Annotated in this window: 17 protein-coding genes and 1 tRNA gene; 5 read left to right on the top strand and 13 right to left on the bottom strand. The window is 53.3% G+C overall.

Translation table 11 applies throughout. The features are described from left to right. Positions 1-34: 34 nt before the first annotated feature. From ELQ88_RS31830 to ELQ88_RS31820, 3 genes are all read right to left on the bottom strand, one after another. Positions 35-472, bottom strand: a complete 438-nt coding sequence (locus tag ELQ88_RS31830; protein ID WP_224794288.1) for an SH3 domain-containing protein — start codon at positions 470-472, stop codon at positions 35-37. A gap of 119 nt (positions 473-591) precedes the next feature. Beyond that, positions 592-1,077, bottom strand: coding sequence for a hypothetical protein (locus tag ELQ88_RS31825; protein WP_138969271.1), 486 nt, complete (start codon positions 1,075-1,077; stop codon positions 592-594). Further along, on the bottom strand, positions 1,074-1,283 hold the full coding sequence (locus ELQ88_RS31820) for a hypothetical protein (RefSeq protein ID WP_138969270.1): 210 nt from the start codon (positions 1,281-1,283) through the stop codon (positions 1,074-1,076). The genes ELQ88_RS31825 and ELQ88_RS31820 overlap by 4 nt, the downstream gene beginning before the upstream one ends. Before the next feature lie 224 nt (positions 1,284-1,507). Here ELQ88_RS31820 and ELQ88_RS31815 point away from each other — a divergent pair, with 224 nt between their 5' ends. Next, positions 1,508-2,725, top strand: a complete 1,218-nt coding sequence (locus ELQ88_RS31815) for a DUF3800 domain-containing protein (RefSeq protein WP_224794285.1) — start codon at positions 1,508-1,510, stop codon at positions 2,723-2,725. Between the two features lies 1 nt (position 2,726). Next, positions 2,727-3,134: a hypothetical protein gene (locus ELQ88_RS31810; protein ID WP_138969269.1), complete on the top strand. Its 408-nt coding sequence runs from the start codon at positions 2,727-2,729 to the stop codon at positions 3,132-3,134. 491 nt (positions 3,135-3,625) lie between these two features. On the opposite strand, the gene ELQ88_RS31805 is transcribed toward ELQ88_RS31810, so the two are convergent. Then, entirely contained in the window at positions 3,626-8,530 is a 4,905-nt protein-coding gene (locus ELQ88_RS31805) for a type ISP restriction/modification enzyme (protein ID WP_138969268.1), read from the bottom strand. Positions 8,531-9,095: 565 nt separating this feature from the next. Between ELQ88_RS31805 and ELQ88_RS31800 the strand changes: the two genes are divergently transcribed. The 3 genes from ELQ88_RS31800 (at position 9,096) to ELQ88_RS31790 (ending at position 11,049) form a co-directional block, all read left to right on the top strand. Next, positions 9,096-9,569, top strand: coding sequence for a hypothetical protein (locus tag ELQ88_RS31800; RefSeq protein ID WP_138969267.1), 474 nt, complete (start codon positions 9,096-9,098; stop codon positions 9,567-9,569). Positions 9,570-10,068: 499 nt separating this feature from the next. Further along, complete coding sequence (locus tag ELQ88_RS31795) at positions 10,069-10,413, top strand: hypothetical protein (RefSeq protein ID WP_138969266.1); 345 nt, start codon at positions 10,069-10,071, stop codon at positions 10,411-10,413. A gap of 423 nt (positions 10,414-10,836) precedes the next feature. After that, the gene (locus ELQ88_RS31790; protein ID WP_138969603.1) at positions 10,837-11,049 is read left to right on the top strand and encodes a hypothetical protein; all 213 of its coding nucleotides are present in this window, start codon (positions 10,837-10,839) and stop codon (positions 11,047-11,049) included. Between the two features lie 67 nt (positions 11,050-11,116). Here ELQ88_RS31790 and ELQ88_RS31785 read toward each other — a convergent pair whose 3' ends face one another. The 9 genes from ELQ88_RS31785 to ELQ88_RS31740 form a co-directional block, all read right to left on the bottom strand. After that, complete coding sequence (locus tag ELQ88_RS31785; RefSeq protein ID WP_138969265.1) at positions 11,117-11,857, bottom strand: histidine phosphatase family protein; 741 nt, start codon at positions 11,855-11,857, stop codon at positions 11,117-11,119. A 20-nt stretch (positions 11,858-11,877) separates the two neighbouring features. Beyond that, positions 11,878-12,435, bottom strand: coding sequence for a hypothetical protein (locus tag ELQ88_RS34400; RefSeq protein WP_178084724.1), 558 nt, complete (start codon positions 12,433-12,435; stop codon positions 11,878-11,880). 111 nt (positions 12,436-12,546) lie between these two features. Further along, complete coding sequence (locus ELQ88_RS31775) at positions 12,547-14,712, bottom strand: AAA family ATPase (RefSeq protein WP_138969264.1); 2,166 nt, start codon at positions 14,710-14,712, stop codon at positions 12,547-12,549. Beyond that, a complete protein-coding gene (locus ELQ88_RS31770) occupies positions 14,709-15,182 on the bottom strand; it encodes a hypothetical protein (RefSeq protein ID WP_138969263.1) in 474 nt (157 codons plus the stop codon). Before ELQ88_RS31770 ends, ELQ88_RS31775 begins: the two co-directional genes overlap by 4 nt. Next, positions 15,169-15,837 (bottom strand): hypothetical protein, encoded by a 669-nt coding sequence (locus ELQ88_RS31765; protein WP_138969262.1) that lies wholly within the window; start codon positions 15,835-15,837, stop codon positions 15,169-15,171. The genes ELQ88_RS31770 and ELQ88_RS31765 overlap by 14 nt, the downstream gene beginning before the upstream one ends. Then, positions 15,834-19,067, bottom strand: a complete 3,234-nt coding sequence (locus tag ELQ88_RS31760) for a hypothetical protein (RefSeq protein ID WP_138969261.1) — start codon at positions 19,065-19,067, stop codon at positions 15,834-15,836. Before ELQ88_RS31760 ends, ELQ88_RS31765 begins: the two co-directional genes overlap by 4 nt. Further along, positions 19,060-20,475 carry a site-specific integrase gene (locus ELQ88_RS31755; RefSeq protein ID WP_224792021.1) on the bottom strand — a complete coding sequence of 472 codons (1,416 nt, stop codon included), beginning with the start codon at positions 20,473-20,475 and terminating at the stop codon, positions 19,060-19,062. Before ELQ88_RS31755 ends, ELQ88_RS31760 begins: the two co-directional genes overlap by 8 nt. 159 nt (positions 20,476-20,634) lie before the next feature. Then, positions 20,635-20,711, bottom strand: a tRNA-Ile gene (locus ELQ88_RS31750). A gap of 137 nt (positions 20,712-20,848) precedes the next feature. Further along, positions 20,849-24,595 carry an EAL domain-containing protein gene (locus ELQ88_RS31740; protein WP_138969259.1) on the bottom strand — a complete coding sequence of 1,249 codons (3,747 nt, stop codon included), beginning with the start codon at positions 24,593-24,595 and terminating at the stop codon, positions 20,849-20,851. Positions 24,596-24,597 lie beyond the last annotated feature (2 nt).

Here is a 24,597-nt window from a genome sequence, read left to right as displayed (position 1 = left end):
ATAATCGTTCAAACGCCGTAGCGCTTGTTTCCACCTAAGTAATGCAATACCTACCGCTTCTTGGCCCTATGCAAACTGCTCCAGAAGAACAAGGGCAGGAGGATCCGTACTCCGGAATCTGCCTGCGGGCTGGTTGTAATGGCGGAGGCGATGATGTCGGTTGTGAAGCGACGTAGCAGTTTGATCCGCTGCAAAGGTTTTTGGACGAAAGCCATTTTGCAGGTTGACCGTCGATGCTTATGCGCACCCATTCATTCCGCTTCTCGAAGACCTGAACCTTGTCCCCTCGCTGCAACTTAGAGATGACCTTTCCGCCTGGTTGATCCCTGATATTGAGCTTGTCCGCGCTCACATACTGATCGATTGGCGAGGCCAGAGCCGGGGAAGGAGCAGGAAGAGTTGAAACTAGCGAATTCGGCGCGTTCTGGGTGGTCGGTTGAGCCTTATCTGGAGGCGTATCTTTCTTACCCATCGCCCATAGGACAGCGAAAAGAATCAAGAGCGGGACAAACCATGACTGAGATTTCTTGCGCATATCCGTTGCTCTCATTCAACAAACAGTACGCAGGTTGTCTTCCTGACCAGCCCACCTTAATTGACCTGATGCGAGCTTAGCCAAGCTTCCATTTTTTGCAGCCTACCTAGCTCGTAAAGCTTGGATTTTCCCAAATACAACATCGCAAGCAACTGCTGTCTTTCGGCTTCAGAAGGAAACCACTCATCGATCTCAACATTGCAGCGCCGGGCCTCGCTTAGTGTCCACTTGATGACCATGTCGGAAGCGGCTCTGTAATGATCCGCCATGAAGAGCCTGGTGCCTTCCACAAGCCATCCGCGCTCCGCTAGTTGGTCGGTCACGTCAAGGATGCCCGCGTCGCCAAAAAAATCGATGGTATCAGGGTAATGGATGCCTGCTAACGACACCTTCGCCACGCCCGACTCTCGGTCGAAGTACGATAGAAAATGCCATCCACCAGTCGTGCTACCAGGATGGGGAAAATTGATGGCGGCTTTTCCAGTGATGTAATGCTCAAGCGAAACGCGTTTGAGATCAAAATCAAAGAGCGGTTGGGTCATGGGAGCTTTTTGAGCCAGGCTAGACCCTGCTTGATGTGGCCAGCGTACTCGCCGATGGTTTCAAGGGTGCCACGAACGTTGTCTCCCACATCCGCTAGGCCTTGCGCCTCTACCTGGAGGGTCAGTTCCATCAGGGCTGCCTCCAGGTCGAGCTGGTTTTGATCCATCCTTTCCAGCACGTCCGACAACGAGTATTCAGCGGGCATTTACGTAGACTCCATAGAGAAAATTCAGCATAGCGCAGCATGAAAAAAGTAGTCCCTGCTCACCCAAAGGAACCGGTGCTGATCTTGGTTTTCCCGACAGCACCTAGACGATCTAAACACTCGCAGAGAAAGGAGGGCAAATGACACTGCTACGCGAATTATGCCTGGTGGCATCTGGCCTTAATTCGCGCCATGCTCGGGTCGAGGTGGGTTAAAGTGGATCAATGGCTAAGAAAAGCCTCCCAAGGCATGAAGGAGCATCTGGGTTGGAAAGGACTTATGCGTTTGTCGACGAATCCGGAAATCATGATCTAGAAACCTCAAAGCAAGGTAGCTCTGGATTTTTTGTCGTGTGCTCAGTGATTGTTTCTGAAAGCGGTCTGGAAAGAGCTTATGAGCTTGCTGAGGCGCTGCGGATGCGGCACTTCCAGACGGGCGAGATCAAATCCAGCAAAGTTAAGGTCAAGGACACAGAGCGACGTGTTCGCATTCTGAGTGACCTGGCAGAGCTTCCTTTGAAGCTCTACTTTACGGTCGTCGACAAGTCGCGGGTGTACAGGGATGGAGGGCTACAGTTCAAAAAGTCCTTTATCAAGAACGTCAACGGCCTGCTCTATGAGCGACTCTTCAGTAACTGCCAGAACCTGCAGATGACAGTCGATGAACATGGTGGTGCAGAGTTTCAAGAGAGTCTAAAAGCCTATGTTCAGGCCCGTTACGTCGATGATCTTTTCGGCGATGATCAATCCTTTCAGACCAAAAGCAGCAAAGACGATGTCCTCATACAGGTAGCAGACTTTTTCGCCGGTTCAGTCGCCCAGATCTATGAGGGAAAGGCTAGTGAGGAGGTTGTTAAAACATATAAAAGGATATTGCGTGATCTGACTCTAGGTCTCCTTGAGTGGCCTCCGAAATATCAATCGCTGCTTGCTGCTCCTGTCGACGATACTCAGTACGCAGATTATCGAGTGCATCAGGAGGCACTTAGGCAGACGGTTCGGTTCATCGATAAGGTTGGCAAGCATCCTGACGAAGATGAGCGCTTGCAGCTCTGTATCCTTGACTACCTTCGGTTTCAAAGTGGGTTTGTCAGTAAGGATTATGTGACTATGGGTGACATCAAAAGTCATTTGGCTGATCGTGGATTCGGCGATCTCAGCGACCAGAAAATCAAGTCAAGCGGGATTGCAAAGCTTCGCGATTCCGATGTGATCATCACCAGTGCGTCCAAGGGGTACAAGATTCCCCAAACACGGGCTGACATTAATGATTTTCTGGGAATGACGTCTGGGAAAATTGTGCCGCAGCTGGAACGAATCAAGAAGGCTCGTGATGTCTACATGCTGAGCAGCCGGGGAGAGTACGACATTTTGAAGGCGGCGAACTTACCAGAGCTTGAGAAGTTGTTGGCCTCACTCGAAGTTCTCGACGAAGGGCGCTGAAATGACTCACGATGAACTTTGGCAGCTAGAGCCCACTAGGCGAAAGGCACTCTGGGTGCTTGCCAGTCTTCCTCCAGTTGATCCGAAGGCATCCAATACCTTAAACATCCTTGACGGCCTCGACGATCAGGAGCGAAACGGTATGCCCCCTACCGATTGGCCACTCGAGCTCGTTGAGGCTCGTGATTCCGTACCGGTGGAGCGTCATCACTCCGGCATCGATATAGTCCTCGAGCTGAATATCCCCCAGCCCTGGAGAGAACGTTTCATTCAGGCGAGCATCGGATCGACCCTGTTGATAGATGGGCTATATGCCACGGACTGGAAGCAATTCTTGGCAGAATGGGAAGCAGAGATGCGGCACTTGGAAGCGCACAGTGCTGCAAGCAATAAGCCCAATCTAGATTGATGCGTACGGAGAAGAGACGCGGAACGAGACGACGATGACGCCGTGCACTGCGATAACCAGATTCCTGTGGCGCAAACGCATCACCAGATTTAGGAAGTTACGGATACTGGAGTTTCAAAACCTTGTCACCCACTGATTCGTTTCGAAACGATCAGAACCGGTTCGGAGGTCGAACTCGATAGCAGACAACTCCAGGCTGTGGTGCTGGGCCTACCATATCAACGGGTCGGCGCTGGCGGCCTAATCACAGTTCCGTAGCACCTGCCATAGCCCATCGGTTTTCGCTGCTGAGGGTTGGAAACTCATCGCTTCCCGCTTCGCAGCAGGAGATTTCAGAGGCATAACTACGAAATGCGTCATGCTGCGATTGAGCATGTCCTGGTCGAACAGCGCGATTCAGTTTTGCTCTACAACATTACGGCTGGGAAGTGATGGGGTTTCAACCTGAAGAATGTCACCGGCCATGTCCAATAGCCGGTGACAAATACAAATCAAATATCGAGGGGAGGGAGGGAGTCCACGATCTTCATGGTTTCTAGGCTAACCGTGACCACGCGTAGGAACAGTTCCAGCGGGTAGCGTGGGTTGCCCATGGTTTCGGTGGCCCAGTCGTTGGCGTCGTTGGTGATGCCACTGTCTTTGTGGATGCTAACGCATTGGCGTTCTACGACCCAATCCAGCGCGGGCTTGCCGTTGACGATGTAGTCGTACGCTTGCAGCGGGATGCCGGTAACGGTGATCTTGGCGTTGTAGTGCAAGATGCTGAGGTCTTTGTCTTTGCCCTTTTTGCCGTACTTCATCTTGGTTACGCGATAGTCACTGTCGGTACTGGCGCTACTTTGCAGGTTGGCGGGGTACATGGGCACGGTTTCATAACCCAAGTGCATATCAGCCAGGGCACGGCCTGCCTTGGAGTAGGCCCAGAAGTCAGTAGCGGCTTTTACGGCCGGTATATGCGGCAACTCTTTGCTGAGGTTGTCGGCATACTTGTCGCGGTACTCCGGCGAATGGAGCAGGCCGTAGACGTAATAGAACAGGTCTTCCTTGCAGATGACCTCGCTTGGATAAGCGGCGCTAAAGTGCGCCAGACCTTCATCGGTGATGGCGTCGCGGCGGCTGTTACTTGGCTGTGCCGGGGTGTCAAACAGGCTCGGAACTGCCTTACTGGCCTTGGCTTGATCTTCAGGACTGTCGTAAAGGTAAAGCGGGAAGCATTGTTCTCCGCCATCAGGCGTGAACCCAGGAGCGCGATCAGTAATGAGGGCAATCTGGCCATTTGACCATCTTGCTTTAACCATAATTATCCGATTATCCGCCCCATCTCCGGGGAAGATACGCGGCATTTGATAGACCCTTTCGTTGAGAGTGCGGTTGTAATAGAGCCACTGCTTGGTGAAGGGCCGGTAGAGGCTAGGAACCAAACAGGAAGCCTCAAAGTTTAAACGACGGTCTTTAGCCAGTTCCTGCTTGATGTTGTGCGACCAACTGATTTGCGTTGGATCGGTATTGATAAAACCTTCCACCTTAGATTCGCGGCCTTTCCTGTCTAGGCCTGCATACGCGACGTTAAAGCGCGTTACCTCTGCATTATAAAACTCAATCATCCCGTTCATGTTGGACGCTGTACAAGACTTGCTAGCGTTGAAGCACCAAGCGTCCCGTGCTGTGAGCACCCCTTGCGAGAAGTTTTCAAAAACCTTCTTTGCATCTCCTTTCTTATCGCCCAGCACAATAAATTCACCAAAGCTGTTGTCGCGCTGGTTCACCCAATCGCCATGCTCGTCGGGGACGACGGGCTGCCAAGCGTGTGCGGCGGTAATACCGGCAATACTGGCAAAAGCGCTGATCTTTTCTAGTTTCTCGGTCTGGCTTAGGTAGTCGCCAACATCGTGCCAGTGAATTTGTCCGTGTTGCCTGGCGGCTGGGTTCTTGACCAGCAGCGTAATGGCAATCGGGGCGCGGCTGCCGCTGCCGAATATCTTGCCTCCCTCTCTTCGGGAAAGCTCGCCAGATGTCCGTTGATTACCGCGTAAATGGAACACATAAATACTGGAAAACTCATCCGCCAAACACTTGCGCAAGCCGTCTGCCGAGTTTGAGTCGGTAAAACCGGCGTTGGTTACAAAGCCGATAACACCACTGTCACCAATGCGGTCAGAGGCCCAACGAATGGCACGGATGTAACTGTCATATAGCCCCTTGGAGAGCGTAGCTTTAGACTGGGCTGCATAGGTGTCTCGAATACGGCTGTCGAGCAGTGGATAGGCAACATTAGAATTGTTGTCGTTCTCGCTGGCCTGCCCAACTGAATATGGCGGGTTACCAATGATCACTCGAATATCCAGCGCTTTCTGGCGGGTACGGCGGGCGCTATTGTCCACCAGCAGCTCACTGACAAGATCGTCTTTTTCATAGAGCTGGAAGGTGTCGGTTAAGCAAATGCCTTCAAATGGCTGGTACTCGCCCCCGACAATGCTGTGGTACACAGCCTCAATATTGATGGCGGCAATGTAATAGGCCAGCAATACAATTTCGTTGGCGTGGATTTGTCCATGGTATTTGTTCTGTAGCTGCTCCTTGCTGATCAGGCCGCTTTGCAGTAAGCGGGTGATGAAGGTGCCGGTACCGGTGAATGGGTCGATGATATGCACACCATCGCTGCCCAAGGTCTGGCCGAACTCGCTTTGCAGAATGTCGTTTACGCTGTGGATGATGAAATCCACCACTTGAACAGGGGTGTACACGATTCCCAGGCGCTCGGTCATGCGTGGGAAGGCCTTACGGAAGAATTTTTCGTACAGCTCGACGATGATTTTCTGTTTGCCTTCGGCGTTGTCGATACCGTCGGCGCGCATTTTCACGCTGTCGTAAAAGCGTTGGAGGGTGTCGGCTTCTTTGTCCAGGTGATGCTCTTCCAGGACGTTTAGAACGTTTTGCATGGCGCAGGACATGGGGTTGTTATTGGCGAAGCTGTAACCCTCAAACAGTGCGTCAAACACCGGCTTGGTGATTAGGTGCTGGGCCAGCATTTCGATCACCTCGCTGTCGCCGATGCTGTCGTTTAGGTCATCACGCAGCTCGCCGGCAAAGCTAAAGAAGGCTTCGCGCTCGCGGGTGTTGGCTTCGTCTTCAATTATGCTGGTGATGCGAGTGATATGGGTGCGGGCAATTTTGGCGATGTCCTTGGCCCAGTCTTCCCAATGGCTGCGGTTGCCGCACTTTTGCACCACTTTGGCATAGATGGCGCGCTCGATTTCGCCAATTTCAAACTCTAGGCCGAACTGTTCAGGTGCGGGGCCGTGGTCATGTTTACCACCGCCTGTGCCGATGCCATAGGTGTCCTTGCCATTATCTTTACCTGTGTTGCTGCGGTCGGATTTTTTATTGAGTTTCTCGGTGACGGCGATGATTTCCATCTTGGCCGGGTCGCTGCCGATTAAGTCGAGCTTGTTGACCATGGCGTCGAAGCGGTCATCGTGTGAGCGCAGGGCCTGCAACACTTGCCAGACGACCTTGTAGGTCTTGTTGTCGTTTAGCGCTTCCTCGGGTGCCATACCAGCAGGGATGACAACCGGTAAAATCACATATCCGCGCTTCTTGCCTTCGGCCTTGCGCATGACGCGGCCAACCGATTGCACAACGTCTACCTGGGAGTTGCGCGGGGTGAGGAACAGCACGGCGTCCAGGGCGGGCACGTCCACGCCCTCAGACAGGCAGCGCACGTTACTGAGGATGCGGCAGGTATTGTCGGGTACCTCGGACTTGAGCCAGTCGAGCTCAGCCTCTTTCTGGCTGGCGGTCATGCCGCCATCCACATGGGAGGCTTCGCAGATCAGCGTGGCGGCAGTGTCGGTGTTATCTGGATTACCGGCTTTGTACGCTTCGACTACCTGATCGAACATGCTGGCTATGTTCTTGGAGCTAACCTTGTGGGTTCTGGCGAACTTCTGGTATTCGATCACCTGGCAGAAAGCCACGGCACGTCGCATGGGGTCGCCGTCGTCTATGAGGTCTTCGCGGGTGTCTTGTTTGCTCAGGGCCTTCCAGCAGCCGATGATTTTGGCGGCGTCTTCCAGCTTAATTTGATTGTCATCATCGGCCAGCAGTTTTTGCAGACGGCTGCTGATGTGCTTTTCATCCATGGCCAGCACGAGCACTTTGTAATCGACCAATAGCTCAGCCTTTACAGCCTCGCTGAAGGTGATCACGAACAGCTCTTTGCCGTACAGGGCTATGTCATCCATGGAGCACAGGGCGACATTATCTTTTTCCGCGCTTGCCTTGGCCACCTCGCCATAAATTCGCGGCGTAGCAGTCATGTAGAGGCGCTTAGAGCTGCGGATAAAATCGGCACTGTGGACTTTAACGAAGGCGCTTTCGTCATCATCACCAAAGGTCGCCCCAGTGGTGCGGTGGGCTTCGTCGCAGATGATCAAATCAAAGTCGCCAAGACCATACATGTGCTGGGCATCATTGATCACACCAATAGAATGGTAGGTGCTGAATACGACGCTCATGTGTTGGTCGTCGTGACGCTTGAGCATTTCTGCTGCCAGCTTGCCTGGCTCGGTGGTAGCCGGATAACGCAGCTCGTGGGTAAAGGTTTGCACAGCATCATCGTCTTTCTTACGCTTCTTACCTACGTCGCTGTCGGAGCAAACAGCAAAGCTGTGCAACGGAGTTTCGCTCTCTTGCGTCCACTCAGTAAGGGTTTGAGACAGCAGCGAAAGGCTAGGCACCAAAAAAAGCACTCGCTTGCCCGCGCCAGCCAACTGTTCTGCAATCTTCAAGCTGGTGAAGGTTTTACCCGTACCGCAGGCCATGATTAGCTTGCCTCGTTCGGCGTTTTGCAGACCGTTGGCGACGGATAACAGAGCACGTTTCTGGTGATCGCGCAGTTCCTTCTTGGCTTTGAAGGCTACTGTCTGATTCGGCTGATAACGAGCCCAGTCAATCTGGCTGTTTTCCAGATCTTGCCGATCAATTTTGCTAATTGGCGGTTGCTGGTTTTGCAAGGCATCGGCGGCGTGTTCGTTCCAGTTGTTGGTAGTGGTTACGATGACTCGATGCTCAAAAGGTTTTTGGCCCGAAGCAGCTAAGAAGCTGTTGACGTCATTTCTTTGAACACGGTAATTGTCTGCGTAAAACTTGCATTGGATGGCATGGATTTCGCCCGTGCCATGGGTTTTGGCTACGAGGTCGATGCCAGTATCACGACCATCTAGCCCGTGCTCCTTCGCCCAGTCGGAATACGTCCACACCTGCGTGTACAGGTCGCGGTAAGTCGCCTCATTGCGCAGGTAGGTGCAAATTAGCTCTTCAAAGTAGGTGCCCTTCTCGCGTTCGCTGACTGAGGCGGTGCGATAAGTGTTGAGCAGGGCAGTGAGCGCGGACATGTGAATTCCTTTGAGTACAGCTGGTACGGCACAGATGCCAAATCACGGCAGTCTATCAATTGGCAATGCTGGCAGCAGCCAAAAGAAAACCCCGGCATACCATTCGGGCAACCAGGGTTTGTCTATAGGGCAGCGAGCTATTAACTTAAGCCAAAAGGCCATTAACTTTGCCCACCTACACCGTGCCCTCCTACAGCCGCCAAGGAAGGATGCAATTTCCGTCGATGAACCCCAACCCTGTTCATCACTTCCTTATCAAATCGTCAAAAGGGCTCAGAGCACGGCGTGTGCCGTAGCTTGGGCTAAGCAGCGCCTCTGTCCATCACTAATTCCGCGCAAATGCGACATTCAATGTGCCCGTCGGCTCTGGCGGTGTCATTCGAGCCTTCGGCAAAGCGACGGATCAACCCGTCAAACACCAGCCCATGTCGTGGTTGAAACCACCAGGTGTGTATTATCTTGAGGGGCTGTAGTCCAACGTTCACTACGACTATGCTTTGATGTCAGCCAAGAGTCAGCTAATCCTTTTCACTAGGCCGACTGCCGTTTGTTTGGGGAGGTCGCTATGACCCATAAAACCCAGCACAAGTCTAAAACTCGACGAGGCCGGCCCCGGCTCGTAACGCAACGTGTCCTCTATCAAGTCAAGCTGTCCGGGTGGGATTTTACATGGTCGTTCAGTTTAGCCCTGCCCAATTTTTCGAGGGCTAACGAAGGTCATTATAATGAACATATGATCCTCACGCTGAAAGGCGAAATGCTCTACCCGGAGAAATTCAAATACCCGGATGTCGAGTGCCAGCTCTACGCAGACCCGCGATTGACGCAGGACATCAATCCTCCCAAAGGAATTGGGTCTATGACGGTTAGCGGGACACGGTTGGTTGCGTATATAGCAGTGCCTCGCGAGCGGGTGGATACCTTGGCCGGTGTGGCCGACCGACTTCTGTCCCTGGAGCTAAACGCCACCCCTCTGCATTACCGGCGTGCGCTAGTTATGTCGATTCATTTGGGTACTGAGCCAGAGCCCGATTGGTAGTCCTATTGCAAGCTTACCTAGATGCTTTCCAGTTAAAGCCTCCTGCGAATCCTAATCCACAACTATCTGGCTCATTCCTACGCGTTCTTTAATTCTGACCACCAGTCTTTTCCGCGCGCATCATTCCATATCCGTTGAACCAGCTCTCGATGGCGACGGTGAGCGAAGTGACTGATGAGGTATCTGAGTGAAGAGGATCAAGCTGGTTCGCTTGGGCTGATGCCCAGGCCACCCATAGTGCAGTTTGTTGCGGGCTGTGTTCTGAGGTAGTAGAACCGGCATTGCAGGTTGCCTGGATGATTGCTCTCAGTCGCTGAGCCTGCTCCCAATGTCTTGTGTTCTCTACGAGCTTGTGCCTAGCTTTCGCAGATTGCCACAAGAAAGCCGTTTGCCATCGCTAGACGCAGCCCTTATTCTGAGCACCTATCACGAGTATCCAGCGGTACTGGGATGCCCCTGTGATAGCCAGCTCACCGTGTTCAGTTCAGGGATAACTCACATGCCAAAGCTCGACCTACTCACCTCTTCCAACAGCACATCCGTTGTTCTATCAGCAATACGAGATTTGACAGATGACACTGATACCGCCACTTTCAATGGAGTAGTAAGCGCTAAGATTAATGGCTCACTAAAAATTGATAGAGAGGAAATAACGGTACAGCTAATAAATAGCAGGCCCAACTACGCAATTATAGACATCCATTGGGAAGACTGCGGCTATAAAAATTACAAGGATATGGGGCTATACGGTCGAATGACAACACAGTGGAACGAAGTCAAAAAATCTTCTGCTACATCTTTCACGCTCTACGGCGAAACGTACGAAATTGTGGTTAATTATTAACCCTGTCTGCTGCGGTGATGGTTGTTTGCGTAAGTTTTAGGCCAGTTTGAAGCAGCGTGTAGCGAAGCTATCAGCTATCCAGCGTAACTTGATCCGCAGGCCGACTAGAGTAGGCACTCTACTCTAAAGCAGTAATCAAATGCATCAGTCCCGCTTATTGTTGCCGCTGACCGAAAACTGACCCATGTGCTCCACTGCTTCTGCTCGCTTTTGTCCCCTGATTAGAGGTGATCCCGGAAATCGTGCAAGCGGAGCGCGCAGGCGTGCGGGATGGTAGCCCGTAGGGCCGAGACGTGGCTTGCCACGGCTCGGTTCACGACAGCCCTCCGCCGACGGCGGCACGCCATCACCGCTGCCTAGCTTCAAACCAACCCGGAGGGCGCTGAAATGACCCACGATGAACTTCGCAAGCTTGAGTCTGGTATGGAAGAGAACGACGACACCGTGTATTGCGACATTCAGATGCCTGTAGCCCAGGGTCGGGAACTACTAGATCTGATCAACAAGCTCAGAGAATCGAAAGCCTATCCGAGCCTCGATACAGTCTTTAAGCACATGCAATACGAGCTCAGCACATCGATTGATATCGTTGAAAATCCACCGTCCTGGGGCTCGAGGGGCCCAACCCATCACTGAAGAGTGACATTAATTCTCGCGCGAACCCGCGAGGGCTAGGTTTACGACAGCCGTCCCCGCCATGACACTAAGTGATCAGTTTCTTCAGGTGCTTCATACCATCCCGAATCTCCCGTGTAAAAGGAGTAAGTGGTAGAGGCCCTACAGACTGATCAGTGCAGAACTGGTCGATGAACCTCACTTTCCCATCCGGGCTTAGCTGGTAGTCAATGAACCAACGCCCATCCCTCAGAGCCATGTCATAACCAGCACAATTCGCCAGCGGCTCTTGCGTATCAAGCCTGCGAAATTCACGCATTCGTTCAGGGTCACCTGCTGCTTCACCATGCCTGATGAGCCAAGCTACGGCGCGAATAAATTGCCCGTGGCTAAAAACAAACGCCTGCTCAACATCGAGGCAGGCAAGTCGATCAAGCATGCTCTGCGCACGATCAAGCAACTGCGCAAACGACTCAGCTCCTGGGCCGTCTACACCCTTCTTATCTGCTGTAAGCCAATAAGCCTCGGCAATCGGCTTTCGCTCTGACTGAGTGGTGCCGAGGAACCTACCTGGGCTCAGGTACGTAAACTCCTCCACTGCCCAAATTTCCACCGAGGCATCCGGGAAGCGCAACGCGGTAGGCTGTGCTGTGTGGAAGGCACGTTCAAATGGTGATGAGACGACGAGGTCGGGAGGCGAGGTGATGCTGTCAGCAAGTGTCCACGCTTGAAGATTACCGTACTCAGTGAGCGGTATTGTGTGGGGACTCGTAGTGGCCAAGCCGGCGTTCGCCTCACTTTCCGCATGCCTGATCAATCGCACTCTCATCACGCCATCTCCAGGGCTTGTCACAGGTTGCTGTCCCAGCTGTCCATGGCTTCACCCACGGTTCCGAACCACTGCAGCTTTGACCTGCGTAACGCGTCTGCAACCTGCCTGTCTGTATTAGCGTCGACCCAAGGCGGTAGGTTGTGTGCGTCACCCGTAAACAGGCTGGCAGAGGCAACAGCGCACTTACCAGTCTTGAGTGACTGTAAGCATACGTAGCGCACAGACGATCCAGAAGCCATACGACGCCAGGCCACTACCTCAATACAGTCCAAGGCATCCACTGAAGCGGCAACGCAGGATTCCGCTTCCTGTTCCACCTGGAGGTCTGCCACGGCCTTGAATGGCTGGCTAGGCGCTCTTGGTTTGTGGACAAGATGCTTCAATTGCTCACGTGAGGCGACTATCTGATCGCGGAGCTCTTCGGGATCGATGGACATCCCACCCTCCGGTGTCACCTTGAGGGTCTTCAAGGAGTTTGCCGCCAGGATGAACTCGCGTTCACGCGCTTTCTCCCACTCGGGGCGACGGTCGGGGCTGATGACGCTCCAAAGCGTTGTGAGCAACTTCAATGACATTCTCCTACCTTGAGGCATTGGGCGCGGATCCTGCGATCATACAAGGAGGGTAAGGCGCCTGAAGCGAAAGCCCTGCCCGCAATATTGTAGGGCTAACGACCTGTTTGGTGTTCAAACCGAGAAGCCAACACAGAGGGTGTCGCTTCGGTTTGGGCGAGCTACCCCCTGCTGCATGATGTTCTGCGTGCTTAGTATCAAAGCCAGCCGCTTAGATCGGGAGACGGCTGTGTACAGCATGCTTCGTTCCACAAATTCGCTTTGACTCAGAGTGCAAAGGATCGACGTCTCGTACTCGCTGCCTTGCGCCTTATGAATGGAAATGGCGTAGGCAAGCTTCATTCCCAGCCCGAACAAGTCCATCCTGGACAGGGTGACTTCGAACCCATTGAAGAAGAATACACCTGAAGTCTGGCCATCGATTGACGTGACGCCAGTCATGATCCCGGTGTTGCCGTTGAACAGATTATGCTCGTAGCTATTCTGGGTGACGATGACGGGGTCGTTAACTCGCAGCCAATATTTGCCCATCCAAATGCCCAGCGTCTCGTCTGTATGCTGGAGGGCGCTTTGCAGATAGTTGTTTATCTTGTGTCCAGAATCCGGCATGCGATCAGACATGTGTGGCGTCAGGATCTGAGCGTCAGGGATGATCTGCTTGATCTTCGCGAGGTGTGTCAGCATGTCCTGCGTGTTTGTGCAGGGGATTAGATAAACCCCATCGCGCTCGCCATTCCAGAATGGCAGGGTATCCAGATGACCAGATCTAATCTTCATGGCGATGTTCTGAAGGTGGCTGTTGCCGATTGACCTGTGAACCTTGATCAGGTGGGTCGACGGTATCGCCTTCGATTTGGCCAGTGCATGGAAGAAGATTCCATAACCAACCGGTGATAGCTGACCGGTATCGCCTACTAGCAAGAGGGACAGTTCTTTCTTCGCGAAGGCATTCAGCAGTTTCAGCATCAAGGCGATGTCTACCATGCTGGATTCATCGATGATTACCAGAGGGTCGCCTCCAGTGCTGAACCCGGAGCTTGCAGTGCTGATTTTGATCAAGAAGCTGTGGATCGTGTAGGTGTCTCGGCCAACAGACTCCTTGGCGCGTTCCTTGGCTTTTCCGCTCAGTGCTAAGACATGCACAGGGCGCTGCTGAGAGGCTATATCAACGATGGCTTTCAGCACGGTTGTCTTGCCCGTACCGCCAAATCCAGTCAGCGTGCTGATGCGATTAGTAAGCGCCATCAGCACTGCGCTTTTCTGGTCTGGGGTGAGTGAGTGTCCAGGCACGCTCTCACCGTGTGCGCAGTAATCTTCAATCGCTTCCTTCAGTTCTTGCGCAGAACCGTGGAGCAACGAGGCCTGAGCGGACAGTAGACTAGCGACACGCTGCTCAAGGTTACTTTCGACAAGGGCCGCTCCCAGTGGCTGGATAAGCGTCGTCCCTTGATGCTTCTTAACGCATACAGCACGCCTTTGTAGGGCGCAGTCGATAGCTTGGTCTACCAGTCTGGCGGATGGAAGCTTCTGCATCAGGGCGACTTTTAGCTCTTCTATTTCGTATGCGGTATGACCCTGATCCAAGCGCACATAGAGCAAGTTCTCCACAAGGCCGGCCAGCCTGCGTGGGTCATCACGAGGTATGCCTAGCTTGGCTGCTGCGGCGTCTACGATTTTCCACATGTTCGGGTGGATGCCTTGAAACGCAATGAGGCTGTACGGATTAAGCTTCAGGCGCTCAACCGTGTCCGTCTGGCAAACCTTGAGAATGCTTTTGGCGAGCCCAGGGTCGAAGTCGTGCTCCATGAGAAATTCAATTGTTGAAATCTCATCCTGCAGTGTCCTCCAGGCATCCACGACTTTTTGGGCGAGATCAGGATTAATCAATTCCGCCAGGTGACTGACTCTGCCTGCAGTCAATGCCTGAGCAAGGTTTTCTGCGCCAAATGCCCTGACCAGTTTCGAGACTTTCGCTTTGCCGAATGACAGCCCGCGAAATGCAGGATGCTTTATCAGCAATCGTTCCACATATGCCGCTATGGGCAGGTTTACGATGTGGCAGCTTTCGATCAGAACGAAATCCCTGTACTGATCATGCCCTGTGATCGAGCCTTTGAACTGCCAGCATTCACCGGGTTGAGGTATGCGAGTGATGACTTTATAGCTGGCTCTGCATGTGTAGATTTTGTTTTGGCCAATGATGCGTCCGGAGAAAACTGCCCCGCCAAAACTGCCTGGCTTCACCGAGCTCACCTGGATTATGTTCGACAGATTGCTCATAGGATGAATGACCGCCCGGAGTCGATCATCAAGTCCTGCTGGCTACTGATTTCTTGCGCAGATGTCCGAAGCAACCGTAGCTCGGCAGAGAGTCGCTCAACTTGCTCGCGGAGCAGTTCGTTTTCCTTCGACTTTTGCTCAAGCATTACTCGCAGCCGATTCGCTTCGCGACTTTTCGAATCTGCCACATCAACCGCCAGAGAATCAGGGTCTTTGGTCGCAACAACCTCGCTGCCTATGCGGCGAATGTCCTTCGCGATTACTTGCTCCAAGGTGTGGCCCTGGGGGCAAAAGACCTTCTTGGCGCTTTCAGAAAACCACTGCCTGCGATTGCCACATTCATCAGCGATTTTGCTGAAGTTGACGGCGCCAAACTGATTCACAGGAAATTTTTTCCCAGCCTGTTCCAACTGCAGCACATAGTCCCTGTAGCGGTCGTACGGAGAGCGCTTTAGATCACTGGTCGCCATTTTTGCTTTCCTTGGCTTTCATCCAAAGGACGAAGGGTTCAGCAATCTCTTTTGGTACAAGGCCCTCAGCAGGTTCGAGATCATCAAACGTGCAGGTGATTTTCCCGGCCTTCAAGTCAACATCGAACATGCCGTCGCTCGCTTTGAGCACCAGCATAAGGGCGCGGCAGGTCTTATCAAACTTCGCCATGAAGGCCTGATCGCTATGCTTTGAGTCCGGAATGGGGGCCAGGGTGACCCCATGAGTACGAAGCGCTGATCTGAGAGCCTCTATCTCTTTCTTCAGCCTTTCTGTCTCTGCTTGGAGCCCATCTGCCCGACGCGCTGATAGCTTCTCCACTAGCTTGTTCTTCGTGGATTCCATGTTGCTGCCGGAGTCCCAGTATCTGTGGAACAGTGGGCCGATCAGTGCCCAATAATCGGTGCTTTGAACGAGTGTGCGATAGCCAATTTTCTTCTCGTTCACGGGCAGGTCGGCGTTATAGAGCTCCGCACAAAATCTGGAAAAAGGGGTAATGCCGTCAAAAGATGTCTTCCCCACGAACGTCTTCAGTCTCGGGACAACTTCATCCTTTATCCGGCTGATCCTGAACTCGCGATTCCTCTTTTGGGAGCCTGCAAAGCGATTTTGGCCAGGTTTTGCACCCTTGCTCATGCCGGGACACTCCCAGGGCTCGAAATTAGCTTAAGAATCGAGTCAGGGCGATTCAGAGCCATGGGCTTGGTCATTGCATCGCTCAGGTCATGCAGCGAAATGCCGAGGACTTCACAGGTAGATCGAATCAGCCCCCTGAATTCATCGATTAAGGTGAAACCAGTCGGGGCTTCTTCCAGCATGCGGTTGAAGTCTCCGGTGAACGCTAGGAGCTTGTTCCTAGCAACCTTGAGCTGCTGGTTCAACTGTGGAGTGAAATACTCTGCATGTGACTTGGCTTCCGCAGTACGGGCGATGAGATTGGAGAGCGAGTGCTCTTTCAGCTCCAGACGTTCGAGATGTTCTGACACGATTTCAGGCTTCTCTACCAAGAAGCTTTCACGCGTTTTAATCTCGCTATACATTTGTTCGAGACAGTGTGCTGTGACGCTCCAAGAGATGATCTCCGTAGCCAGGAATTTGCGACGGTTGGCTTTCTGTACAAGGCTTTCTAGCGATGCACCATTCCTTTTGGCCTCCGCGATGTACGCCTCTAGCTCGCTGCATTCATCAGTTAAAGCTCGGATATGGCCGTGAATCCTAGGCAGATGGTCGACAGTTTTGACTGAGTAGTAGCAACCACCGCATGGCGTACTCAGTCCAGGGATGGCACCCAAGTCTTTCACCACGTCCGCTGGACAGTGATTGCCGAACGGACAGATGTGAGTGGGCATGAAAGCCAGCGAATCAATTGGGCGCTGTTTTGCGGCCCTGACGCCAGACACGACATCGTCCTTCATCTCGCGGTCAAAGGAGATGGCGCCGAAATCAATCAGAGACTTTTCCTTATCTCGACGGAAAGCCTGCTGGAGCTTTGAGGAAACATCTTCGGCTTTAATATTGGACATTGCTGGACGATCAATGAGCCAGCCCTGCTCGACACTCATCTTCTGAAACTGAGCCACCGATTTCAGGTATGCAGGGTCGACTTTCGCGTAATACATGACGTGTTCTTCAGTGGCTTGCCCCGTGATGAACGCGCCTATGATATGTGGCGGCAATACCCTGATGTACTCGGACACCACTGAAACTCGACAAGAGTGCGGAGTATGCTCGATGAGCTTACAGGCCTGTGCTTCGAGTTTCAGTGCCGCCAAGTAATCGAGAGGCGCATCAATTGACTCTAGGTCACCCACAGCTTCTGGCATAGCGTTAGTAGTATTAATTCCCAGCTGGAATCGGCAGAACAAATCAAAAGAATAGACGAGCCTCTTGAAGTATTTGCCATAGGCTTCTCCTGTCAGTACACCAGGAGTTTCGCCCTTAGGGAACAGGGAGGTGATTATACCAAATGGGCTTTCTTCATGGTAGTCGTACCAAACCGGGACATCCATTGACGGATCGTTGAACCATTTAATCATGGCTTTTTGGCGGTCTAAAACATAAATTACATTTCTCGAAACAGTAGAATCCCAAGCGCCATTTGCCTTGTCTGTATTGATTCGCAACTTACAAAGAGGCGGTAGCGGTCTAGATCGATCAATGTGCATATCATAGGTGAGTTTTTCCAGCCACCGAATGTGAATGCTTCGAACGCCGGTTTCCAGCGCGACGATGTTGTGTCGAATGTAGTTCAGTTGGGGATAGAAAACCCATTGTCCATTCCTTTCGACACTGTGTTCGATAATAGGCACTACGAACCTAGGGAGAAGGTGTAGAGCTTCATATTTCATCGGGCGGTTAATGTCTGACTTTGGTTGGCTGACGTCAAATTCTGGGTTGCGATAGAAAACAACCGGTACATATCCGAGCTTTTCAGTTTGAATAACTTTCTGGGCTTCGTTCCAGTTCTTTGTGGGTATATCTGCCCTGAATTTTTTGTCATATAGATTGATCTGCTCTTCATAAACCCTGTCGGCAAGGTGCGTTGAGAAAGATTCAATTGCGTAACAGTATTGCAGCAGAATGGGAAAGTGCTCAGATTCGAAAGCTGGCTTGTTGGTGCCAGAGCTTCTGCTTACAATTGGATAATCGATGTGGGAAATCGGATTAACGAAGCCAGATAATTCCTCATCGGCGCTAGAGTTGACTATCAGGTAGTCAAACAAAGCTTCCAGGTGATACAGGGACTTTTGAACGGCTGTGCCCGACCGCCCCTTGCGAAGATAACTGAGAAAACCAACCTGGCCGTCTCCTTCGATGTGTGTACGATTGAGATCTCGAGGCCCTGGTGGAAGCAGACCAGTTCTTCCAGGATATTCACTAAATAGGAACGTGTTGAACACCGTGAAGCTGCTTTCATAGCGCCTAAACGTCTTCATCCCTTTGGTTTTTAGCAGTTGAATAAACTTGCCTTGATATTTCAACCAGAGATCGACGCTTTTTTGGTGTTCAGCAGGGATGTTGAATTCACCAGAGATTAATGCCTTTTTACTGGCTGTCTTATCATTTTTGGGGGGTGTAGTGGCTTGCTGGCACCTTTCAGGGTATAGCTTCTGGACGTAGCTCAGAAAAGCCGCAGGGGCAATTGGATACATGAACCAGTCGATTTCGCCACGGCGTGTTTTAATTAGATGTTCAATAAGATCAGAGATGTCAACCGGCCTGATGTCTTCAATTTGGTGCCAGTCGGTGGCGCGAATCATCCGCCACGCATACCACTCGAAATTCTTGATGGCACTCGGTTTCATAACAGTAGTTATATCAAGAATGTTCTCGTATGTGACATGAGGCACGAAAGGCTTGCTGACCAAGGCGAGAACTTCAGTGTAGTCAGCTGCAGCAAACTCGAAATGCTTCTTCTTAGTTTCGTTGCTGCCAGTGGGCTTCTTGGTATCTAACGGAAGAAGTACGGCTTTTTCCTGCCAGAGAAAATGCAAAATCAATATTGAATCTTTAGCAAGCCTCTCCAGAGAGGACTTGTTAATCCAGCCATGTGCAGTCTTCGGCACAACCTGCTTGGCAATGCTTGCTTCTGGAGTTTTCTTTGTGCAAGTATGGATGTTGTGCACCCAATCTTCATCGTATACCGGAGCGTTAGCCGGATCCAGATGGTCATTAAAGAAACGTAGGACGGAGGCCTGGTAATACTCATTCACGGAGCCGCTTGAGATTTTGCTAGGAGCGATGTATTTGGACTCAAAAAGCGCCTTGGAAACACATGCTTTAGCATTGGCAATAGCCTCTTTGATCGACCTCTCCAAGTCCTCTCCTGACTTGATAATGAGAACATCTTTGGTGAGATTAATCATTCTTTTCTCCTTCAATACGCTTGGCTTCTTCCTCGAGTAACTCTAGCTGGCGGAAGTGGAAGTCTGCTCGAATCGTCCTGAAAGATGCTTCACCACGTTGTGATACGTACTGATTGGCGTGTTGGATATAGGCTTCAATTATGTCAGTGTCGTGCTTGGCGTACTTCATGGTAGAAGAAGCACTAGCGTGACCCATCAGGATTTTTACATAAGCTAGAGGCAGTCCTGGAATGCTCTGTCCGGGAACTGGCAAGTAATTAAGAGTGTAGGTTCCGTACATATGTCGCAGCGAGTGAGCGCTAATGCCTGTAACGTCCTCTACCCCTGCTTTTTGGGCGTAGCTCTTGAAGGTTTTGTCTCGACTGCTTCGGTCGCTAGCGAAGAATGGCCTGCCATCGAGGTTTTGAAAGAGGAAGTCATGGTCGACGCTCGAGTTGTACTCACGGGTCAAATACTTCTCAAGGTTTTCCCAGAACATCCCGGCAAAGGGTTCGATCATGAACGTCATTTCGGTCACCCGTCCCTTCCAGGCGAGGAACTGGTATTCATCCTCTGTAATTCCAGGCGTTTTGCGTGCAAAAGGGTCGCGGAGGAAAACTGCGAACTCATCATCGTCGATATCGGGCATCCTCACCTGCAAAGCCTCGCTCGAACGAGCACCTGTCGCCGCGAGTAGGGAATAGAGGGTCATGTCTCTATAGAAAGTTTTGGACTTAGCTGGCTTTGCCTGCCTGATGAGATCCACGGATCGTTCGATGGGAAATGCTACCGTCTTGAACGGTTTTTGGTCGTTCTTCCTGTCCCTGCGTGCTGCCTGGGGAAATAGTTTGTCTCCCTTGCGCTTAGGCATCACCGACTTAATCGAGTCACGAATGACTGCGGCCAACCAAGAATTGGCCTTGTGCGCCGAAATCTCATACTGGCTGCGGTACTCAGCTCGCTTTGTGTAGAACGCGCTGAATAACTGGTCTGGCGCTATTCTGTTCTTAGTTTCCGATACATCAAGAAACCATTTAATCGACGATTCGATGGTCTGCGCTAGGGAGTTTTGGCCTGTGAGCTTCTCCTTGCCTAGGCTGTCAGCCAATTTCAATGCTATCGGGTTCGCAGCGCCCTTACCGAACAGCAGATACGCCTGGTAGCTGTTGATGACGGTCTCAATTGTGACGTCGACATCCGCCGCGAACTGGGTTTTTGATGCTTCATACACGTAATCCACAAACCGCCCCACGTGCTCGGCATAAAGCTTCGCCGTGTTGGGGGCATAACCCCTACGTGCCAGCCAGATGGTGTAGTGGGTAAAAGGCTTGAATTCCCGCAGCTCGTCGGGCATATCCGGGTCAAGGTGAAGCAATAGGTGTTTAGCTTCGCTTGTGAGCGGTGCCTCGACCAAGATGAAATTTTTCACGAACGCATTTCCAAATACAACACCCATATAGCTTTGGGTGTTGCACTTGGCATGTCAAGCAAAAGTCTTGATTTGACGATTTTTTAGCACGCAAAAAACTCCGACTGGGAGGTCAGAGGAATTTTTCAGTGCTCGTTAAGTGCTTGATATACAAGGAAGTGGGGCCACCGGCGGGAATCGAACCCGCGACCCACCGATTATGAGTCGGTTGCTCTAACCAATTGAGCTACAGTGGCGCTGAGGTGATGCAAAACTACCAAAAATGAGGTTTAAATGCCACACCTACATTCATACCACATAAGAACCGTGGACCAAAGGATTATGAGTCCTCTGCTCTAACCAACTGAGCTATAGGCCCTCAGTAGGTCGCGGATTATAGCGATGGTTTCTCGGCTGTGCTATCCGAAAAATCCAATTTGGCTGTACGAAGAAACGTCGCGGCGAATTCGGCCGGTGGCAGGGGCAGGCTGACGATGTAGCCCTGGATCTGTTCACAGCCTTCCGCGGCCAGGAATTGTTGCTGCGCGAGGGTCTCTACGCCCTCGGCAATCACCGTGAATTGCATGCTGCGCCCCAAGGCGATAATGGCGCGAACGATGGCCGCGTCGTGGGGATCGTCCGGCAGGCCGCGGACGAAGGACTGGTCGATCTTGAGGATGTCCAGCGGCAGGCGTTTGAGGTAGCTCAGGGACGAGTAGCCGGTGCCGAAGTCGTCGATCGCCAGTTGCACGCCCAGGTGTTTGAGTTGGTGCAGCACCGCCAGCGCTTCTTCGGCCTGGCTCATGATGAAGTTTTCGGTAATTTCAAGTTGCAGAAGATCCGGTCTGAGGCCGTTGTCCTTGAGCAGTTGTTCGATGCGGCCGAGCAGGTTCGGCTGGCGCAGTTGCGCGCCGGCGAGGTTGACCGACAGTGGGCCGAGGCATTCATAGACCTGGTTCCATTCGTACATCTGCCGGCAGGCGGTCTCGAGTACCCAGTCGCCGATCTGCAGGATCATGCCGTTTTCTTCGGCCAGGGGAATGAAGTGCTCCGGCGGCACATCGCCGAAGGTCGGGTGGCGCCAGCGAATGAGCGCTTCGGCGCCAACCAGACGATGGTCTTCCAGGCTGATCTTTGGCTGATAGTGCAGGAACAACTCGTTACGCTCGATGGCGCGTCGCAGTTCGTGCTCCAGCGCGACGCGCTCGCTGGCTTGGGCGGTGAGGTCGCGGGTGTAGCTTTCGACCCGATTGCGCCCCTTGGCTTTGGAGCGATACATCGCCGCGTCGGCGTTCTTGACCAGGGTGGCGACGTCACAGCCGTCTTTGGGGTAGAGGCTGGTGCCAATGCTGGCACTGATGAAAAACTCGTGCACGCCGGCCTGGAAGGGGGCGCTGAAGCAATTGAGCAGCTTGGTCGCGATGTTGTCGGCGTCACTGGATTGCTGCAGGCCGGGGAGCAGGATGATGAATTCGTCGCCACCCAGGCGCGCCACGGTATCGATGTCACGCAACTGTTCCTTGAGGCGCACGGCGATGCCTTTTAGCAACAGGTCGCCGACCGGGTGCCCGAGGCTGTCGTTGATGTGTTTGAAGCGGTCCAGGTCGAGGAACAGCACGGCGCCCTGGCCGCCGTTTTCCTGTTGGTTGTTGAGCGCGGTCAGCAGCCGGCTCTCGAACAGGGTACGGTTCGGCAGGCCGGTCAGCGGGTCGTGGTGCGCCTGGTAGTCGAGCTTGGCCTGGGCGTGCTTGAGGCTGGAAATGTCTGCGAACACGGCCACAAAGTGGGTGATGAATTTGTCCCGGTTGCGCACCGCACTGATGGTCAGCCAGCTCGGGTAGAGCTCGCCGTTCTTGCGCCGATTGGATATCTCGCCCTGCCAATGCCCTTCGGCGGTCAGTTGATGCCACATGGCTGCATAGAACGCGCTGTCGTGCAGGCCCGAGGCGAGGAGGCGAGGGGTGTGGCCCAACGCTTCGCTTTCGCTGTAGCCGGTGATTTCGGTAAACGCGCGGTTGACCGCACTGATGTGTTGTTGAGTGTCGGTGATCAACACCCCTTCGGCGGTGCTTTCGAACACGGTGGCGGCCTGTTGCAGCTTTTCCTGCATCAAGTGCCGCTCGGTGATGTCTCGAGCGATGGTCAACATGCAATCTTCGTCGCCGATCGGCAGCGGACGGCTGGACACCTCGCAGAGGCGGATCTGGCCGTCGCTGCGGCGGATGTGGCAGCTGAAGTCGCGGACGAAACCGTCACGGTGCAGCAGGTCGAGCATCTGTTTGCGTTCGTTGAGGTTGACCCAGATTCCCAGTTCGAGCGCCGAGCGATCCACGGACATCGCGCTATTGAAGCCGGTAATGCGGCTAAACCCTTCGTTGACCTCCAGCAGCAAGCCATCGCTTTGCCGGGACAGCAGCAAACCGTCCGGGGAGGCATGGAAAGCCTTGGCGAATTTCTCTTCGGAGGTTTGCAGCTGTTGCTGGGTTTCCTTGAGCTGGCTGATATCGCGCACGACGACCACCAGCGCAGGGGTGGTGTCGAGGTCGAACGGTTCGGCGGAAATCAGGCCGGTAAACACCTGGCCATTGTTGCGACGAAAGGGCATCTCCAGGTTACGAATGCTGCCGGCCTGCAACCGCTGCAACAAGCCAGGCCCGACGCCGGGGATGCCCCAGATGTTGAGGTCGGAGGCGGTCTGGCCGATGACGTCTTCAGCCATGATGCCGATCTGTTCTTCGAACGCTTTGTTTACTTCCAGCAAACAGCCGTCAGAAAGCCGCGCGATGACCAGAATGTCCGGGCATTGCTGGAATACCGAGGCGAACTTCTGTTCCGACAGGCGCAACGCTTCTTCGGTGCGCTTGGCATCGCTGATATCGATCATCAGCCCGCGCATCACCGGTTCATGGCCGTGCTCGATCAGGCTGACGATGTCTCGCACCCACAGGCAGCGGCCGTCGGCGGTGATGACGCGGTAATCGAGGGTGTGATCGCGCCTGGCCAGGACTTCCTGGTCGCAGTAGGTCTGGGCCCGGGTCAGGTCGGCGGGGTGGATGATGTTGCGCCAGAAGCCTGGAATCAGCCAGTGCGACAAGGGGTAACCGAGCAGGTCCTCCGCATGGGGCGATACGTAGCTGTAGGTGAAGTCGGTGATCCTGGCTTCCCAGGCGATGGCCGAAAGGCTCTCTACCAATCCGCGGTAGTGGTATTCGCTGCTGCGCAGTTCCTGTTCCAGATCGACCCGGCGGGCGATTTCCGAACTCAGCCGGCGGTTGATCCGGATCACCGTCGCCAGCACGCCGACCAACAGCAGTAATCCAGGTAGGCCATAAAGCAGTAAATCGGACCAGAACGTTCGATGATCGAGGACGTTGCCGACCCAATGCTCCTGGATCGCGCTGATTTCCTCCGGGGTCATATCGGCCAGGACCTTGTCCAGGATGCCCACCAACACCTTGTTGTCCTTGGGCACGCCCATGGCCAGTTGATAGCGATAGGGTGTCTCGCCGCTGACATAAAGCCCGTCGAGCTTGAGCTGGCGCAGGCTCCAGATGCTGGAGGCGAGATCGCCGACCACGGCGTCCACCTCATCGGTGGCCAGTGCCTGAAAGGCTGAGCTGACATTGGGCATTGCCACCAGGTTCAGGTCAGGGTGGTGAGTGCGCAGCAGCTCATGGGGGGCGTAATTTTCCACCACGGCGATTTTCAGGCCGTACAGGTCTGCCAGTTTGCGCGGCTGGGGACCTCCGACATGGGCAAGAATGACAATCGGAAAGTCCAGGTAGGGACGGGTGAACGACAGGTAACTCTGGCGCTCCGGGGTCGACATGATGCCCGGCAGCAGGTCCAGCTTCGCTTGTTTGGCCTGTTCGAGGACAACCGTCCAGCTGACCGGCTCGATGGGCGTGAGCTTGATGGCCAGGCGTTGCCGAATCATGTTGATGTAGTCCGCTGCAAGGCCCTGGTAGCGGCCTTGATCGTCGCGAAACTCAAAGGGCGGCCAGGACGCATCGACGCCCAGGCGCAAGTCTGGGTGAGCCGCCAGCCAGCTACGTTCTTCGTCGGTCAGAGTCAGCGCGGCAGCCGTTGTGGTCCAGGTTATCAGCGACAGCAAAAAAAACACGGTCGGCAGTCTGGGCATAA

The sequence above is a fragment of the Pseudomonas sp. MPC6 genome (genome assembly GCF_006094435.1).
In the GTDB taxonomy this organism is placed as follows: Bacteria; Pseudomonadota; Gammaproteobacteria; order Pseudomonadales; family Pseudomonadaceae; genus Aquipseudomonas.
Note: the sequence above shows the minus strand (reverse complement) of the source record. Positions and strands in the feature narration are given on the sequence as shown.